This window comes from Bordetella tumulicola, from assembly GCF_054779135.1.
The window spans coordinates 29,099-46,538 of sequence record NZ_BAAGYU010000011.1; the positions used below are offsets into that span (position 1 = coordinate 29,099).

The window sequence follows — 17,440 nt, forward strand, 5'->3', positions numbered from 1 at the left end:
GGGGGATGGTAAATTGCCATCCCCTTTGTTTTTTAAGGCAGGCGCTATCATGTTACATCCCTCTGACGAGACCGAATTCGATCATGCGGTGATCATGGTGCGCGATCGGCTTGATGCACTCGCACCGCATTTCGAGGGGCAGGGGTTTTTATTGAGTGAGACCTCGGTTCACAACCTGGGCTCGTGCAATCGTCTCATCCCACTGGACGGCACGTACATGGAGCTGCTGGGTTGGCCACCTGGGGCGCCACCGGCCCGCAAAGAGATCGCCGACTCCCCCTTTGGGCTGGAGGCACTCGTATTTCGTACCTATGACGCCGACGCGACGTATGCACGTCTACGCGAAGAGGGCTTCGAGGTCAATCCGGTACAACTGCTTAGCCGTCCGGTGCAGATCGACGGTCACGAGAAGCAGGCGAGCTTTCAGACGGTGCGCTTTGCCGAGCAGCCCATTGCGGGCATCCGGATGTATTTTTGCCAACATCTGACGCCCGAGTGCGTATGGCGTCCATCACTGATGGCGCACCCCAACGGGGTGTTGCGTATCCATCAGATCGAAATACTAACGACGGATGTGCAACAAGTCGCATGGCGACTGGGTGTGGTAGCTGACGCACGAGTCGAAGAATCCGCATCCGGCTGGGACGTCGTGCTGGGCAATCTGCGATTGCACGTTGTGCACGACGATACGGCTCTCGTGCCTCGCCTGGGTCGGCTAGCCATAGAATACAAAGACGGAATACGAGAGCTCGACGTTGGCGTGTAATGGTCAATGCAGGGGCCTGGCGCGGCGGCATTCGCGCCCCTGAAAAATAAAGCGGATGTGTGGCGGAGAGTACGCATGAAAGTGGCTGTGCTGGGGGCAGGCGTCGCCGGGGTCGCGGCGGCCTATTACTTGTGGCGGGATGGCCACCAAGTGGTGGTGTTGGATCGCCAAAGCGGCGCGGCGCTCGAGACCAGTTTTGGCAATGCGGGCGGCCTGTGCCCCAGTTTTGCGGGCCCTTGGGCCGCACCGGGCATGATAGGCAAGGTCCTGAAAATGGCCTTGCAGCGCGAGGCGCCGATCCGGTTTTCCCTTTCGCCTAATCCCCGCAAACTGATCTGGCTGGCGCGCTGGATCGGAAACTGCAATGCCGAGCGTTTTCGGGCGAACAAGCTGCGCATGCAGCGCGTGGCGCATTTCAGCAGCGCCTGCTTGCAGTCCCTGGCGGATTCGGGATTGCCCATCGAGTTCGACTATCACCAAGATGGCACCCTGCAGCTCTTTCGCCATCAGTCCGACCTGAAAGTCGTCGCGGGCATTACGCGGGCGCTGGACGAGTTCGAGGTGCCATGGCGTTTGCTGGATGGTGACGAGGCCCGCCGTCTGGAGCCCGCGCTGGCGGCGTCTCGTGCGCCGATTGCTGGCGCTTTGTTCCTGCCGCGCGATGGTTCGGGCGATAGTCACAAGTTTGCGACGGGATTGGCCGCGTATTTGGTGCAACAGGGGGTGGCGTTTCGCTACGGCACGGCCATCACCGCGTTGGTAAAAGCCGGAGATCGCATCCAGGGCGTACAAATCGACGGCCAGGCGGCGTTGATCAGCGCGGATGCTTACGTGGTCGCCCTGGGGCAGCAAACCCCGTTCTTGCTGCGTCCGTTGGGGCTCTCGTTGCCGATCTATCCACTGAAGGGGTATTCCATCACGGCGCGTGTCGACGATCCAGGCCGCGCCCCCCGGGCCGCGCTCATGGACGAATACAACAAGGTCATGATTTCGCGCTTGGGTGGCCGGGTGCGAGCGGCAGGTATGGCCGAACTAAAAGGCTATAGCCTCGCGGTGGACCCCGGTCGTGTGGCCTTTTTAAAGAAGGTGGTGCGGGAGTGGTTTCCCGAGGGCGTCGGCATTGACGATGCGCAGGCCTGGGCGGGCCTGCGCCCAATGACGCCAGATGGCCCGGCGATCCTGGGCAAGACCCATTACGCCAATCTCTACTTGAACTGTGGACACGGATCGAACGGGTGGACGCAGGCGTGCGGCACTGGGAAGATCGTCGCTGATATCGTGTCGGGCCGCCCGCCTGAGGTTGATCTGGAAGGTCTGACGGCAGATCGTTACGCCTGAGTCGCGACGGGCGCCTTACAGCAGAAAGATCGTCGCCAATCCCAGGAAAATAAAGAAACCGAGCGAGTCGGTCGCGAATGTCAGCAACACCGACGAGCCAATGGCGGGGTCTTTGCCAAAGCGCGCCCGTAGCATGGGCACCATGACGCCGAACGACGTGCCGACGAGCATGTTGCAGATCATCGAGGCCATCATCACGATGGCGATGGCGATAGAGTCGGAGATCGCCCAGGCAAACAGCGCAGCGACCAAGCTGCCGCACAGGCCGACCAGCAGCGTGACCAGCATTTCGCGTTTGACCAATTGCCAGAGATTGCGTCCGGTAATGCGGCCCATGGCCAGTGCACGGATGATCATGGTCATGGTCTGATTGCCCGAGTTGCCGCCAATGCCTGCGACAATTGACATCAAGAACGCCAGGATCACGATATGGCTGACTGTGTCTTCGAATCGCGAGGCCACGAACGATGCCGTCGCGGCCGTACACAGGTTGAACAGCAGCCAAGGTGCGCGGTTGCGCAAGGCCATGGCGACCGGGGCAAAGATGTCTTCTTCTTGCATCCCCGCGCGCGACAGGGCTTGCTCTTGCGAGTCTTCGCGCATCACGTCGACCACGTCGGCGATGGTGACCCGGCCAATCAGGCGGCCCTGGTCGTCCATGACGGGCGCAGACACCAGATCGTAGCGCTCAAAGGCGCCTGCCGCGTCCGCATCGGAGTCGAGTGGGTTGAGCGTCAGGAAATCCGTGCTCATGACCGTGCTCACGTCGGTCTCGGGTTCGCTGACCAACAAGCGCGACAGGGGCAGGATTCCCAGTAGTTTGTCCTGTCGATCAACCACGAATATCTGGTCGGTATGATCGGGCAGTTCGTGCAGGCGACGCAGATATCGCAGCACGACCTCGAGCGTGACGTCTTCGCGTACGCGCACCATCTCGAAGTCCATGATGGCGCCCACGCTGTCTTCGGGGTAGCCCATGGCCTCGAGCAACTGCGCGCGCTCTTCTTCGGTCAGGCCTTTCTGGACTTCGGCCACCACATCGGGCGGCAGATCCGGTGCCAGGTCGGCCAGCTCGTCGGCATCCATGCTGCCGGTCGCGGCCACCAGGTCCTGGCGGTCCATGGTTTCGATGAGCGATTCGCGGACCCAGTCCTCGACCTCGAGCAGCACGTCGGCATCATGCTCCGGGCTGACCAGGTGCCAGACGGACTGACGTTCGTCCTTGGGCAGGGACTCCAGGATGAACGCGATGTCGGCCGGATGCAGGGCATCGACAAGCGTTTTGAGCTCGGCTTCGTGCTGGCGATGCACCAGGTCTTCGACCAGCGAGGCTTTACTGTCGCCTTGCTCCTGGCGATGGACGAGTACTTCGACTAATTGCTGCCGGCGCAGGCGCTCCTGGACCTCGGCCAGCGCGTGCTGGGCGTCTTCGGGATCCAGGCGGCGGGGCGTCGCGGGCGGCTTGGTCGCGGCGGCAGGCTGCGTCATAGTTCAGATTACAAAGAGGGCAGGGGGCGACTGCGCCGGGCTTCGTCAGTAGCGACGTAGGTCAGAACGGCCTCGGTGACTTTGACGACCTCCGCGTCCATGCGGTTGCGCTCGGCAAAGACTTCAACCGATACGGTAACCGAAGTCGTACCGGTCTTGACGATGGTCGTGTAGAAACTGAGCAAATCACCCACAAAGACGGGTTGCTTGAATTGAAAGGCGTTGACCGCGACTGTCGCGACACGGCCTGCGGCGCGACGTGCCGCGGGGATGGAGCCCGCAACATCGACTTGGGCCATGATCCACCCGCCAAAAACGTCGCCATGAATGTTGGCGTCGGAGGGCATGGGCATGACCCGGAGGACGGGGTCCCGGCCGGCAGGGAGGGCGCTGGGGGGACTTTTGATGCTAGACATGGGTCCGGCCTCCAATCCTGGATGAAAACGGGCCGATTATGCAGGAAAACGCGACTCCATGCGGCTGCACTCTGTGGAAAATTTGTCCCTGGCTGCCTTTCTGTTGTCGTGACGCAAATTTACATGGCGAGCTTGACGATTCCGTAGCCGCCGAACACCAGCCACACATACAGAATCAGGCCCAATAGCATGACCTTGGGACCCGCCTGGCGTATCTGGCTGAACCGCGTTTCGATGCCGAGCGCCGTCATGGCCATCGTCAAGACAAAGACATCCAGGCGACGGATCGCGGTGATGACATCGGGCGGGAGAACGCCTACCGAGTTGACGATGGCCAATGCCAGAAAGCCTACGGCAAACCAGGGGATGGGCAGGCGGGCTTTGGCCTGGCCCGGTTCCGTGGGCGCTGCGGCGCGACGAAGCCAGAGACCCAATATCAACAGCACGGGCACCAGCAGGGCGACTCGCGTCATTTTGACGATGGTGGCCACTTCGGTGGTGGCCGGGTCGATATTGCTGGCCGCGCCGACGACCTGAGCGACTTCGTGGATGGTGCCGCCGATGTAGAGCCCCAATTCCTGTGTGGTCAATGGCAGCCATCCTGCCTGATAGGCCACGGGGTACAAGAACATGGACAGGGTGCCGAATAGCACTACCGTAGCCACGGCCACGGCACTCTTGTGCGGGGCGGCGCGAAGCGTGGGTTCGAACGCCAGCACAGCGGCGGCGCCGCAGATGCCGCTGCCGGCGGCCGTGAGCATGGCCGTATCGCGGTCCAGGCCGAGCAGGCGCTGGCCGACGGTGGTGCCAATCACCAGGGTGCCCACCACGACGGCAACAGAGACTGCCAGTCCCGGCAAACCGATGGCAGCGATCTGCTGAATACTAATATTCAGGCCGTAAAACGCCACCGCGATGCGCAGCAGGCGGCGGGCCGTGAAATTCACCCCGGTTGCCCAATCGACGGGCATCGTGCCACGCAGGAAATTGCCGTACAACATGCCGCACACAATACCGATGATCAGCGGCGAAAACCCCAGTTTCTGGATGGGAGGCAGGCTCGTTAGCTGCATCACCGCGACGGTCATTAACGCGACAAATAAAACCCCATTTAGCCTGTCGCGCCAGGGGGTGGGCATGGGCAGGGCGGTAGAAGACGACACAGCAGTTCCGGAATAATTAAATAACTAAAAGAAATATTAAATCGGTTCAAGTTATTTGAAAAATCTTTAATTTTTATATTTAATATCTGCAAATACGATAATTGGTTTATCTATCATGACACCAGAACAACTGCTGACGTTTGCCTACGTGGCTGACGCTGGCAATATCAGCCGTGCGGCCGCGCTATTGCATCTCTCGCAACCTGCCGTGTCAGGACAGTTGCGCTTGCTGCAAGACTGGTTTGGCGAGCCCTTGTATCGACGCAGGGGGCACGGCGTGGTGTTGACCACCGCGGGCGAGAGTCTGGCGGAGCAGGCCCGTCAGTTACGGCAGGTTTACATGCAGGCCCAAGCTGTACGTGACGCCTGGAGCGGGCTGGAGACGGGCGTACTGCGTCTGGGAGCGAGCACGACGCCAGCCAGCTATTTGTTACCTGGGTTGGTGGCCGAGTTTCGCCGGCAGTTGCCGTCGATCAGTCTGCATCTGTCCGATGGAAATACCAGCCAGATTGTCGAGCGCCTGCCTACGCTGGATTTGGCCTTTATCGAGGGCGAGGTGCCGACGGGATTGCCGGGTGATACGGAAGTTCATCGTTGGCAGCAGGACGAGGTGGTGGCGATTGCGAGATCCGATCATCCGCTGGCACAGACGGGCGTGGCCCACGCACATGAGTTGGCGGCGTATTCGCTGATCATGCGTGAGCCGGGATCCGGTGTACGGCAATTGGTGGAGCGCGCGTTCGCCAATGCGGGGCTGGCGCCCGCAGTGGGATTGGAATTGGCAGGCGTCGAGGGCGTGAAACAGGCGGTGCGTGCCGGCCTGGGGATTAGTTTTGTATCGAGGATGTCGATGCGACACGAAGACGGTACGTTGGCCGTCATCAGGCTGGCGCCGCAGCCGCTGACGCGCACTCTCAGTATCCTGGTGCCACATGCGCAGGCGTCGGGACGGGCCGCACAACGCTTTCTGCAGGCCTGTCTGGCATTGCAGCCGTCAAAGCACGATTAGTGCCCATACTGCGGTCGCGCCGGGCGATGCACGCATCGTGCACCGCGAACCCGGCGGCGTCAGTCCTCAGGGGGTGATGGGGCGCTAGGGCCGCGCCAGCCATTGGTGCGCCAGTTCTACCCAATAGGTGGCCCCCAACGGCAACAATTCATCATTGAAGTCGTAGCTGCCGTTATGCAACATGCAGGGACCCATGCCGTGTCCCGCTGCACGGTGTGTGCCATCGCCGTTGCCGATCCAGACGTAGCAGCCAGGGACTGCTTGCAGCATGAACGCAAAATCTTCGGCGCCCATGGTGGGCTGGACGTGATCATTGACACTGTCGGCGCCTACGATGCCACGCAAGACGTCCGCACAGAATGCAGACTCGTCGGGATGGTTGATCGTCGGCGGATAGTTGCGATGAAACTCGACGGTTGCTTTGCAATCCAGCGCGGCACACGTATGCTGGGCAATCTCATTCATGCGCCGCTCGATCAGATCCAGCGTTTCGTACGTAAAGGTACGGACGGTGCCTCGCATCGTCGCGACGTTCGGCACCACATTGTCGGCGCTACCCGTATGGATCTGCGTGATGCTGAGCACTGCGGCATCCAGGGGATTGCGATTGCGGGTAATGATGGTCTGCAGCGACTGGGCCAACTGCACCGCCGTCATCACGGGGTCCACCCCCAGATGAGGCATGCCCGCGTGGGTGCCCTTGCCTTCGATAGTGATGATGAATTCGTTGCTCGACGCCATAATGGGGCCGGCCGTCAGGCCGAATTGCCCCACCTGCATGCCGGGCCAGTTGTGCATGCCGAACACCGCTTCCATGGGAAAACGGGTAAACAGGCCGTCATCGATCATGCGCTTGGCGCCACCACCGCCTTCTTCGGCGGGTTGAAAAATCACGTACACCGTGCCCGCGAAATCGCGGTGTTGCGACAGATAACGCGCCGCCGCCAACAGCATGGCCGTGTGGCCATCGTGGCCGCAGGCGTGCATCTTGCCGGCATTCTGGCTGGCATGCTCAAAGGTATTGGCCTCTTGCATGGGCAGCGCATCCATGTCGGCACGCAGGCCGACCGTGCGGGGGCTGTCAATGTTACCGCGGATAACGCCCACGACGCCGGTGCCGCCAAGCCCGCGGTCGATGTCAATGCCCCACTCCTCAAGACGGGCCGCCACCACGTCTGATGTGCGGAATTCTTCGAAACATAACTCCGGGTGCGCATGGATATCGCGCCGGATGCGGGCAATGTCTTGCTGCCATGCAACGATGGGTTCTAACAAGTTCATCGGATGTCTCAATTGAGTTAAGCCAAGGGCAACGAAGGTATTATCAAGCAAAATACCTCATAACAGATACCACGTATGGAGACTCATTATGTCGCGTCCCTGGCTTGCCCACTACCCCGCTGGCGTTCCTGAAGAGATATCCATTGAGCCCTATGCGTCGTTGCCTGCTCTGCTGGACCAGGCCTGCCACAAGCATGCTTCGCGCGTCGCGTGCACGGCCATGGGGGCCGATATCACCTATGCGGAGCTCGACCGTCAGGCGCGCGGGTTTGCGGGCTGGTTACAAAGCCTGGGCCTGGAAAAAGGTGCGCGCGTGGCGTTGATGATGCCCAACGTGCCGGCCTATCTGGTTTGCATGTTGGGAACCTTGCGCGCAGGCCACGTGGTGGTCAATGTCAATCCCCTATATAAATCCGAGGAACTGGAGCGGCAGCTACTCGACAGTGGCGCCGAGGTCATTGTCATTCTGGAAAATTTCGCACACACACTGCAAGCTGTAGGCGATCGCGGGGCGTTGCGGCATGTAGTGGTCACCGGTCCGGGCGATCTGTTGGGCGGATTGAAAGCACCTTTGGTCAATTTCGTGGTTCGTTACGTCAAGCGCATGATCCCCGCCTGGCATATCGATGGCGCGCACCGCTTGCCGCAGGTGTTGTCACAAGGGACGGCGAAGTCTTTCACGCCGCCGACATTGGGGCACGATGATGTGGCGGTGTTGCAGTACACGGGGGGCACGACCGGTGTTCCCAAGGGCGCCATGTTGTCGCATGGCAATCTGATTGCCAACGTGCTGCAGCTCGAAGCCGTCGCTCGTCCCGCGCTGGGTGATGTCCATGATACGCAGCTCACGATCATTAGCGCATTGCCTCTGTATCACGTGTTTGCCATGACGGTGAACGGCCTGTTCGGCATGTACGCTGGCATGCGTAATGTGCTGATCATCAATCCGCGCGACCAGCCCACTTTGATTGCCACGTGGCGCAAGACGGGGATCAATATTTTCCCGGGCGTGAACACCTTGTTCAACGCTTTGGCCAATAACGCGGATTTTGCCCGGCTGGATTTCTCGGGGCTGCGTTTGACGCTGGGCGGCGGCATGGCCGTGCAGCGCCACGTGGCCGAGCGCTGGCTGGAAATCACCGGACATCCTTTGGTCGAGGGGTATGGCCTGTCGGAAACCTCGCCAGTGGCGACGGTGAATCCTACCGATACGACGGCCTACTCGGGTTCCATTGGTTTGCCGCTGCCGTCGACGGACGTGGCGATTTTGGATGACGCCGGCAACCCCGTTCCTATGGGCGAACGTGGCGAAGTATGCATCCGTGGCCCACAAGTCATGTTGGGTTATTGGCAAAAGCCCGACGAAACACGTCAGAGCATGACCGAGGACGGATTTTTTCGCACCGGCGATATCGGCATCATGGATGAGCAGGGCTACACCCGTATCGTCGATCGCAAGAAAGACATGATTGCAGTATCCGGCTTCAAGGTCTATCCGAACGAAGTCGAGGCGGTGATTGCATCACACCCCGGCGTACTCGAGTGCGCCGTGGTGGGGGTGCCTGACGAACACTCCGGCGAAGCCGTCAAAGCATTCGTGGTCAAGAAAGACCAAGCGTTGACGGAACAACAGTTGATTGATTGGTGCCGGGAAAAACTCACGGGCTATAAGCGCCCGCACAGCGTCGAGTTTCGTGACGAGTTGCCCAAGAGCAATGTGGGCAAGATTTTGCGGCGCGAATTACGACCGGAATAGGTCGGGCTAGGGGCGGCAGGCGTCGCGAATCCGCGACGCCTGCCGCCCGCCGTCATGCCGAAATCACTCTTTGTGCAGATGCGGCGCAACCATCTCGTGCAGGGCGTCGACGATGGCCGGGTTGCCGGCCACGACGCGTCCGCCCACGGGCCAGGGGTCATGTTGATGCATATCGTGACAGACCCCGCCGGCCTCGCGCACGATCAACGTGCCCGCAGCCACGTCCCAGGATGCCAGGCCCATTTCCCAATAGCCGTCATAGCGGCCGCAGGCGGTCCAGGCCAGATCCAGCGCCGCGGCACCCATGCGCCGCACACCGCGGGTGGTGCAGATGGCGTCTCTCAGCATGGGCATGTACTGCTCGGCGAACGAAAAATCGCGATACGGAAAGCCCGTGGCCAACACGGCATCATTAAGCGACTGCGTGCGCGAGCAACTGATGCGACGACCATTCAACCATGCGCCAATGCCGTGCACCGCCGTAAATAACTCTTCGCGGCAGGGGTCATACACGACACCGATGACGGGTGTGTCTTCTTGTAGAGGGTCTGCGCCGGGCACCCGGGTGCCCGCATGGGCAACCAGTGCGATCGATACGGCATAGTGAGGAATGCCGTGCAAAAAGTTGGTAGTGCCGTCCAGGGGGTCGATATACCAGGTGGCCGGACCGCCGGGCGTGCCGCCCGTTTCTTCGGCGACGATGCCGAACTCGGGGGTTCGGGCACGCAAGACGTCGAGTATTGCGGCTTCGGCTTCGCGATCGGCTTGCGAGACCAGGTCGTTGTGGGCCTTGCGGTCAATGACCAGGTCGCTGCGATGATGGGCGTACGATTGCAGAATCGCGGCGCCTGTATGAGCCGCCGAAGCGGCGGCATCAATTGCAGCGCCCAAGTCCAGCGCCGCAGGCGCGTTCGTCGTGGTACGTTCGGTCTTCAACATGAGGCCAGTGTAAGCCTTTGAGGCGACGGTTCTACGGATTGTGACTAAATCGCGCCAGTGGGCGTGGCTTTCAGCCAACGTCATGACTTTGTCGCTTTGAGTATGCTGTGCGCCGTGTCGCGATGCGCATCATCGTGTAAATCCGCCTAATCCGCGCAAAATTCAGGCGTAGATGGCCAGTATTTTGGTTTATGTCTTACTCACCACTTATCGCTCCTGACGTTGGTCTGAATGCCAATGGTCACTTCAGTAATGCCTCGTATGGTGATGTTTATCATTCGATTTCTGGCGCGCTTGGGCAGGCGGAACACGTATTTTTGCGTGGCAACGGACTGCCGCGACGGTGGCGAGGTCGGCGCGGTTTTACCGTATGCGAAACGGGTTTTGGGCTGGGGCTGAATTTCCTCGCGCTGTGGCACGCCTGGCGTAGTGACCCAGCGCGTTCCGCGCGACTACACATGCTCTCTATCGAGGCGCATCCGTTTTCGCGCGACGCCTTGACACATTGGTTGCGCCAATTGGCGCCCGAACCGCTGCGGGCATTGGCGGATGAACTGGCCTCTCAATGGCCCACGTGTTTGCCGGGCCTGCATCGAATCGAGTTCGATGACGGCGCGGTGACGTTGACGCTGGCTTTCGGGCGAGCCGCGGCCGTCGTGCCGCAATTGCGCGCGTGCGTCGATGCGTATTTTCTGGACGGCTTTGCGCCTGATCGCAACCCTGACCTGTGGCAGCCTGCATTGATGCGCGATCTGGCGCGCCTGGCGGCACCCGATGCCACGCTGGCGACCTGGGCCAGTGCGGGTGCGGTGCGTCATGCGTTGAGCGAAGCCGGATTTCACGTCAGCAAGCAGCCCGGCTACGGGGGCAAGTGGCACATGACCGTTGGGGTGCGGGCGCCGCAAACGTCGCTTGCATCGCCATGGGGAGCGGCCTGGGCGTCCGCACGCGAGGCGGACGGTGCCAGTAGCGACGAGGTCGTTGTGATCGGTGGTGGCCTTGCGGGGGCGGGGATTGCCCAGGCCCTGGCTTTGCGAGGCCGGTCGGCCGTGGTGATTGATCCGGCCGGCGTGACGGGCGAGATGGCGCATGCCGGTCATGTGGCGGCGGCACTGACACCCGTCATTGCTCGTGACGACAATCCGCGTGCGCGATTGTCGAGAGCCGGCAGCCAGCGCGCGCAAGTGCGCTGGGCTAACCTCACGTCAGCCGCGTCGCCGCACCGTTGTGGCACGGTGCAGCTCGAGCGGGACGAAGGCCGCATGGCCGCACTGGATGAAACCCTCCGGCAACTGCAGTTCCCGACCGAGTGGGTCAGGGCCGTCGATCGCGACGAGGCCTCGTCGTTGGCTGGCGTGCCAGTCGCACGGGGCGGCCTGTTTTTTAGCCAGGGCATGCTGCTGCGGCCCGCCGCGTTGATTCCCGCGTTATTGAGCACCCCCGGCGTGCGCCGAGTCACGGGTCAGGCGACGGCCTTAACCCGCAGCGCATTGGGTTGGCAGGTCAGCGGACCCGACGGTCGCGTGTTGGCCCAATCCGCGACGGTGGTCGTCGCCAACGCGTTTGGGGCGCAGGCGTTGTTACGTCAAAGTGGCTTGTTGGACCCCCTGCCGCGCCTGGCGCAAATGCACGCACTGGCGGGGCAAGTCAGCTTGTTACCGAGCGATAGGGCCAGCGGCGGGCCGCGTTGCATCGTCGGGGGCGAGGGATATCTGTTGCCGGCGGTCGGCGGATGGTGCGTGGCAGGCAGTACCTACGAACATGGCGCCACGACGTCCGAAATCAGCGCCGCGGGTCAACAGACCATTTTGGACAAGGTCGCCGGGCTCTTAGGGGGGCTGCCGTCGGCCTGGGCGTCGCTCACGTCCGGTCAACTGCCGGGCTGGGCGGGGTGGCGTGCCGTGTTGCCGGGGCGGCTGCCCGCGATAGGTCCGTTGGCGCATGCGCCGGGAGTCTGGATTGCGGCCGGTTATGCCTCGCGAGGGTTGAGTTGGTCGGCGCTGAGCGGAGATTTGATCGCCGCCGCGTTGTGTGGCGAGCCCGTGCCATTAGAGGCAGATCTGTTGGCCGCCATCGCGCCGCGTTAGCACCATGATGGCCGTCGTTCGATGCCTGATGCCTTTAATACCCCGATCAAAAGCACCGCATGGGGCGTAAAGTGAGTCATCGCTACCGCACCAACGGCTTGTTTTTCGGGCGATTTTGGCCCGTCTTTTTGGCCTTAAAAAAGGCGCGATTTTATTTCCCCGGCTAAATCCGTCAAAATAGCATCTTTACCGATTTTTTGGCTTAAGCCGGGGGATGCTCTGTGCCGCCCAAGTTCGACTTTGCCCATACTACCCAACTCGATAATCTCGAGTTGCTCTCGTCACGTTCCAGCCGCATCGATTTCGATGCGGGCGACGGGCTGCGCCTGGTAGTCGAGGCGCATGCGCCTGGTGTCTTTCGCCTGCGCTGCGGCCAGGTGAATGTCCTTAATGAAGAGAAGCCCAGCGCGCGCGTACGCGCCGTTGCGGAAATGCTGTTAGCCCGCCAGGAAGCGGTGGGCGAATGCATCGTCACGCCGCATGACGGTGGCCAGGGGTGGCGTATCGCCCAAGGCGACACGTCGATTGATATCCAGACCGATCCCGTGCGTATTGCGCTGTATCGTGGCGAGACGCAGGTGTTTGCCTCTGATGTGTCAGAGCATGAGCCTGCGTTTGGCTACAACGCGCTGGATGAGGCGGATAACGCCGTCTGGAGTGCCGCGTTCGCGCTAGAGGAGGGCGAACGCCTCTATGGTCTGGGCGAGACCGACGGCGATTTGAATCGCCGCGAAGAATCCATCGTGTCTGACGATCCTGCCCATCGTGCGCTGCCATTGGCCTGGAGCCCGCGCGGCTGGGGGCTCTATGTCAATACGATGCGTCGCGCACATCACGATCTGGGTGTCGCGCCCACGGATTCCGCCTACACGCTCAGCGTCGAAGACACCGTCCTGGATGTGTTCTTTTTCGCGGGCGAGCCCGCCGAAATCCTGAATCAATACACGGCGCTGACGGGTCGCGCTGGCCAGCCCGTGTTATGGGCCATGGGTGCCTGGCTACAACAAGCCGAAGGCGAGATGGCCACCGATACGGCGGCGTTGGTCGCCCGCATGCGCGAGCTGCAGTTGCCGCTGGATGCGGTGAAGTTCGCTACGCCGTCCGCGTGGGGGTTTCAGGCGGACAAGGCCGTATTCGAATGGGATGCCCAGCGGTTTCCCGATGCCAAGCAGATGTTGGCGCTGTTTCACAAGCACAATGTCCATGTCGCCGCGACCGGGTTCCCGGGCGTCATTCAGTCCAGCCCTTTGTTCGAGGAACTCGAAGATCGCGGTTGGCTGCTGACGCGCGACGACGGTAGCGCACAGGTTTTTGACGGCAACGCCGCCACTGCTGGCCGGCCCTATGGTTTGCTGGATCTGACCTATCGCGACGTCTATAACCTGTGGATCGAACGGCATCGCCAATTGCTCGAAGACGGTCTCGACGCGCCTGTCTGTGACGCGCAGATCGCCATCCCCGATGACGTCAACGCGCGTAACGGCGATAGCGGCGCCACCTTGCGGTTCATGTACCCGCTGTTGGCGCGCCGGGCATTGTTTGATGCGGTGGCGGGGCATAAAGTCCCACCCGAAGGCGTCGTGCCCAGTACCGATCTGTTCCCGGCGGCGCAGCGTCTGCCGTGGCAGCTTGGCCCGCAAGTCACCAATGATTGGACCGGACTGGAGCACACATTGCGCACAGCCCTGTCGATCGGCGCCAGTGGCGTGCCGGTGCAAGTGCACAACATCGGCTGCGCTACGGCGCCTCTGGACAGCATGAACGCCGAGCTCTACCTGCGCTGGTTGACGGTGGGGGTGTTCTCGGCCAACTTCTGCTTCCAAGGCACGTCTGCTCTGCTGCCGTGGGCATTTGGCGACGCGGCGCTCGAGCAGGCCCGCACTTGGTTGCAATGGCGTTACCGCCTGATTCCGTATGTGCTGGGTGCGATCGAAGACTCTGCGCGTACCGGCCTGCCGGTACAGCGCTCCATGGCGCTGAGCTTTCCGAACGATCCGGATGCGCATGACTGGGATCTGCAATACTTGCTGGGGCCTGCGCTGCTGGTGGCCCCGGTGATGAAGCCCGGAAACAGCGTGACCGTGTATTTGCCCAAGGGCGATGCCTGGTGGGATTTGAACACCGGCTATCGTTACGAGGGCGGCACCACGCTGGCTGTGGAGTGGGGCACCGACAAATACCCTGTTTTCGGTCGCGAAGGGCACATGCTGTGCCTGGGGCCGATTGCCCAGCATGCTGGCGAATTCAACTCCGCCCGCATCCTGGACGAGGTCTGGATGTTCGGCATGCCGGTGCACAACCCGGTGGTCATGCGCAACAAGATTCGCGTCATGCAAATGCAGGGGTCCAGCTATATCAAGGGCCTCGAAGGCTTGCGTATCCTGCCCGCAGAGGGGTTGGAGGTCAAGCGTCGCGGGGCCGAGGTCCGCATTTCGCGCGCCCGATAGCCTCTCCGGGCGCCCACGCTGTCCCCATAAAGCGTGGGCGTTCCGTCTTTCGGTCCAACAGGGTTTCACTTCTTGAGTGATAGAGGTGGGGGCCTGTTGGGCCATCCACTTATATAACTAATAGTTATTAAAAAGAGACGAAACTGTCGTTCTCTTTAGAAACGCGATCCTAGACAATCGCAACGCCATGATTCACATCGAAACTCTATCGAAGACCTACGCCACGCCGCACGGGCGCTTTGACGCATTGCGCGACATCAGCCTGCACATTGAGCCGGGCGAGGTCTTTGGCATCATCGGCCCCAGCGGGGCGGGTAAAAGCACGCTGGTCCAGTGCATCAATCTGCTCGAGCGTCCCGACAGCGGCAAGATCACGATAGGCGGCACCGAGCTTACCGTCCTCGCTGAAACCGAATTGCGTCAACAGCGCCGTCGCATCGGCATGATCTTTCAAGGCTTTAATTTGCTGGCGCGCCGTACGGTGTATGGCAACGTTGCGCTGCCGCTGGAAATCGCCGGCGTGCCGAGCGACCAGATTCCTGCGAAAGTCGAGCGTTTGCTGGCGCTCGTGGGTCTGGAGCTTCTGCGTGACCGGTATCCCAGCCAGATCAGCGGTGGGCAAAAGCAGCGCGTGGGGATTGCCCGCGCCTTGGCGAACGATCCCGACGTATTGTTGAGCGACGAAGCGACGTCGGCGCTCGACCCGGAAACGACGCACACGATTTTGGCGTTACTGCGTGACATCAACCAAAAAACGGGCGTGACCGTCGTGATGATCACGCACCAAATGGAAGTGGTACGCGAAATTTGCGATCGCGTGGCCGTGCTGTCGCACGGCGAAGTCGTCGAATCCGGCCGTACCCAAGACATCTTCGCCACACCTCGTCACGAGGTCACGCGCGCCATGGTGTCCGCGGCGACGGCATCGGACCTGACCGATGCCACCTTGGCCGCCACTCAACAGCGTATTGCCGAATTGACGGCCGCCAAGCCCGGCACCGCCGCGCGGCTGTGGCGTATGAAACTGGCCGGTGGCGCCACGGCCGGCACCGTGTTATCCGATCTGACGCGTCAGCATGCGCTGGACGTCAGCTTGGTGCAGGCCCGCGTCGAAGACATCCAGGGGGTCGCTGTCGGTACCTTGTTTGTACTGGTGCAAGGGACGCCGACGGCAGTCAGCCAGGCCCAGGCCGCCCTGGCTGCATTAGACATTTCAGTAGAAGACATCGCATCATGAGCCAGCAACTGATTGACCTGCTCTTTACATCCCTGCTGGAAACGCTGCTGCTCGTGGGCGTTCCCAGCCTGATCGCCGTCGTCATCGGCATTCCGCTAGGCGTGATCCTGGTCGTGACGGCGCGCGGCGCGATGCTGCAAAACCTGACCGTCAACCGTGTGTTGGGCGCCATCGTCAACATCACCCGCTCGGTGCCCTTCATCATTCTGATGGTGGCCATCATTCCGTTCACGCGCTTTATCGCTCAAACGTCGATTGGTACCACTGCCGCCATCGTCCCGCTCTCGGTAGCGGCCATTCCATTCATGGCGCGCATCGCCGAAAACGCCATGCGCGAAGTTGACACCGGACTGCTGACCGCCGCGCGCGCGATGGGCGCGAGCCCGCTGCAGATCATCGTCAAAGTCCTGTTACCTGAGTCGCTGCCCGGCCTCATCGCCGCCACCATCGTGACCATCATCAGCCTGATTGGGTACTCCGCCATGGCCGGCGCCATTGGCGGCGGCGGCTTGGGTGACGTGGGCATCCGCTACGGTTATCAACGATTCCAGCCCGAAGTCATGCTGGCCGTCGTGGTTGTGCTGGTCGTCCTCGTGCAGTTTGTACAAGGCCTAGGCGACTGGCTCGTACGTCGCATGTCGCATCGCTAATTTTCCTATTCGGAAGCTACATCATGAGCATCAAATTCCTCAAATCATTGGCCGCCCTGGCATTGGGCGCTGCCGTTGTGACCCAGCCCGCACTCGCGCAAGACAAGCCGCTCAAGATCGGCGTCACCGCGGGCCCGCACGCGCAGATCTTCGACGTGGTCAAGCAAGAGGCCGCCAAGCAAGGTCTTGAACTCAAAGTCATTGAGTTCAGCGACTACGTTCAGCCCAACGCCGCCCTGGCCGCAGGCGACCTGGACATGAACGGCTACCAGCATCAGCCTTACCTGGACTCGGCCAACGCCGATCGTGGCTACAAGCTGGTCAGTATCGCCAAAACCGTGATTTTTCCCATTGGCATCTACAGCAAGAAAGTCAAAGACCTGAAGGACCTGAAAGAAGGCGCGCAGATCGGCATCCCCAACGATCCCACCAATGGTGGTCGGGCGCTGCTGTTGCTGCAAGAACAGGGGCTGATCAAGCTGGACCCCAGCGTCGGCCTGAAGGCCACCCCGATCGACGTGGTGGAAAATCCGCGCAACTTGCGTTTCGTCGAGCTTGACGCGGCACAACTGCCGCGCTCGCTTGATGACACTGACGCCTCCGCCGTGAACACCAACTTTGCCATGGAAGCCGGCCTGGATCCCAACAAGGACGCCATCGTGCGCGAATCATCCGAGTCGCCCTACGCCAACGTGCTGGTCGTGCGTGAACAAGACAAGGCCCGCCCGGATCTGCTGAAACTGGTCAGCATCTACCAAAGCCCGGCAGTCAAGGCCTTCATCGCCGAGAAGTTCAAAGGGGCCGTGGTTGCCGCCTGGTAATTGAGCATTTTTCCGCCCTTCGTTTGACGGAACGGTCAAAAT

The 17,440-nt window shown here is 61.3% G+C and carries 13 protein-coding genes and 1 pseudogene; 9 read left to right on the top strand and 5 right to left on the bottom strand.

Going from position 1 to position 17,440, the window contains the following annotated elements; all coding sequences use genetic code 11:
• Window positions 1-49 precede the first annotated feature (49 nt).
• Together ACYVDM_RS22315 and ACYVDM_RS22320 are read left to right on the top strand one after the other, a co-directional pair.
• Window positions 50-766 carry a VOC family protein gene (locus tag ACYVDM_RS22315; RefSeq protein ID WP_415789716.1) on the top strand — a complete coding sequence of 239 codons (717 nt, stop codon included), beginning with the start codon at window positions 50-52 and terminating at the stop codon, window positions 764-766.
• Between the two features lie 75 nt (window positions 767-841).
• Window positions 842-2,104, top strand: a complete 1,263-nt coding sequence (locus ACYVDM_RS22320) for a D-amino acid dehydrogenase (RefSeq protein ID WP_415789719.1) — start codon at window positions 842-844, stop codon at window positions 2,102-2,104.
• A gap of 15 nt (window positions 2,105-2,119) precedes the next feature.
• On the opposite strand, the gene mgtE is transcribed toward ACYVDM_RS22320, so the two are convergent.
• The 3 genes from mgtE to ACYVDM_RS22335 all read right to left on the bottom strand — a co-directional run bounded on the left by mgtE (window position 2,120) and on the right by ACYVDM_RS22335 (window position 5,147).
• Window positions 2,120-3,592: a magnesium transporter gene (gene mgtE, locus ACYVDM_RS22325; protein WP_415789721.1), complete on the bottom strand. Its 1,473-nt coding sequence runs from the start codon at window positions 3,590-3,592 to the stop codon at window positions 2,120-2,122.
• 8 nt (window positions 3,593-3,600) lie between these two features.
• Window positions 3,601-4,008: an acyl-CoA thioesterase gene (locus tag ACYVDM_RS22330; protein ID WP_415789723.1), complete on the bottom strand. Its 408-nt coding sequence runs from the start codon at window positions 4,006-4,008 to the stop codon at window positions 3,601-3,603.
• A gap of 119 nt (window positions 4,009-4,127) precedes the next feature.
• A complete protein-coding gene (locus ACYVDM_RS22335; protein WP_415790314.1) occupies window positions 4,128-5,147 on the bottom strand; it encodes a YeiH family protein in 1,020 nt (339 codons plus the stop codon).
• Between the two features lie 139 nt (window positions 5,148-5,286).
• On the opposite strand from ACYVDM_RS22335, the gene ACYVDM_RS22340 reads away from it, so the two are divergent.
• Window positions 5,287-6,180, top strand: a complete 894-nt coding sequence (locus ACYVDM_RS22340) for a LysR family transcriptional regulator (RefSeq protein ID WP_415789725.1) — start codon at window positions 5,287-5,289, stop codon at window positions 6,178-6,180.
• A gap of 84 nt (window positions 6,181-6,264) precedes the next feature.
• On the opposite strand, the gene ACYVDM_RS22345 is transcribed toward ACYVDM_RS22340, so the two are convergent.
• Entirely contained in the window at window positions 6,265-7,461 is a 1,197-nt protein-coding gene (locus ACYVDM_RS22345; RefSeq protein ID WP_415789727.1) for a M20 aminoacylase family protein, read from the bottom strand.
• Between the two features lie 88 nt (window positions 7,462-7,549).
• On the opposite strand from ACYVDM_RS22345, the gene ACYVDM_RS22350 reads away from it, so the two are divergent.
• Window positions 7,550-9,217: an AMP-binding protein gene (locus ACYVDM_RS22350; RefSeq protein ID WP_415789729.1), complete on the top strand. Its 1,668-nt coding sequence runs from the start codon at window positions 7,550-7,552 to the stop codon at window positions 9,215-9,217.
• Between the two features lie 63 nt (window positions 9,218-9,280).
• Here ACYVDM_RS22350 and ACYVDM_RS22355 read toward each other — a convergent pair whose 3' ends face one another.
• Window positions 9,281-10,156, bottom strand: coding sequence for an inositol monophosphatase family protein (locus ACYVDM_RS22355; protein ID WP_415789731.1), 876 nt, complete (start codon window positions 10,154-10,156; stop codon window positions 9,281-9,283).
• Window positions 10,157-10,347: 191 nt separating this feature from the next.
• On the opposite strand from ACYVDM_RS22355, the gene mnmC reads away from it, so the two are divergent.
• The 5 genes and pseudogenes from mnmC to ACYVDM_RS22380 all read left to right on the top strand — a co-directional run bounded on the left by mnmC (window position 10,348) and on the right by ACYVDM_RS22380 (window position 17,398).
• A complete protein-coding gene (mnmC, locus tag ACYVDM_RS22360) occupies window positions 10,348-12,243 on the top strand; it encodes a bifunctional tRNA (5-methylaminomethyl-2-thiouridine)(34)-methyltransferase MnmC2/FAD-dependent 5-carboxymethylaminomethyl-2-thiouridine(34) oxidoreductase MnmC1 (protein WP_415789733.1) in 1,896 nt (631 codons plus the stop codon).
• A 221-nt stretch (window positions 12,244-12,464) separates the two neighbouring features.
• Entirely contained in the window at window positions 12,465-14,690 is a 2,226-nt protein-coding gene (locus ACYVDM_RS22365) for a glycoside hydrolase family 31 protein (RefSeq protein WP_415789735.1), read from the top strand.
• Window positions 14,691-14,877: 187 nt separating this feature from the next.
• Window positions 14,878-15,943 (top strand): annotated as a pseudogene (locus ACYVDM_RS22370) (methionine ABC transporter ATP-binding protein).
• On the top strand, window positions 15,924-16,577 hold the full coding sequence (locus ACYVDM_RS22375) for a methionine ABC transporter permease (protein ID WP_415789737.1): 654 nt from the start codon (window positions 15,924-15,926) through the stop codon (window positions 16,575-16,577). The pseudogene ACYVDM_RS22370 and the gene ACYVDM_RS22375 overlap by 20 nt, the downstream one beginning before the upstream one ends.
• A gap of 23 nt (window positions 16,578-16,600) precedes the next feature.
• Window positions 16,601-17,398: a MetQ/NlpA family ABC transporter substrate-binding protein gene (locus tag ACYVDM_RS22380; RefSeq protein ID WP_415789739.1), complete on the top strand. Its 798-nt coding sequence runs from the start codon at window positions 16,601-16,603 to the stop codon at window positions 17,396-17,398.
• Window positions 17,399-17,440: the final 42 nt, after the last annotated feature.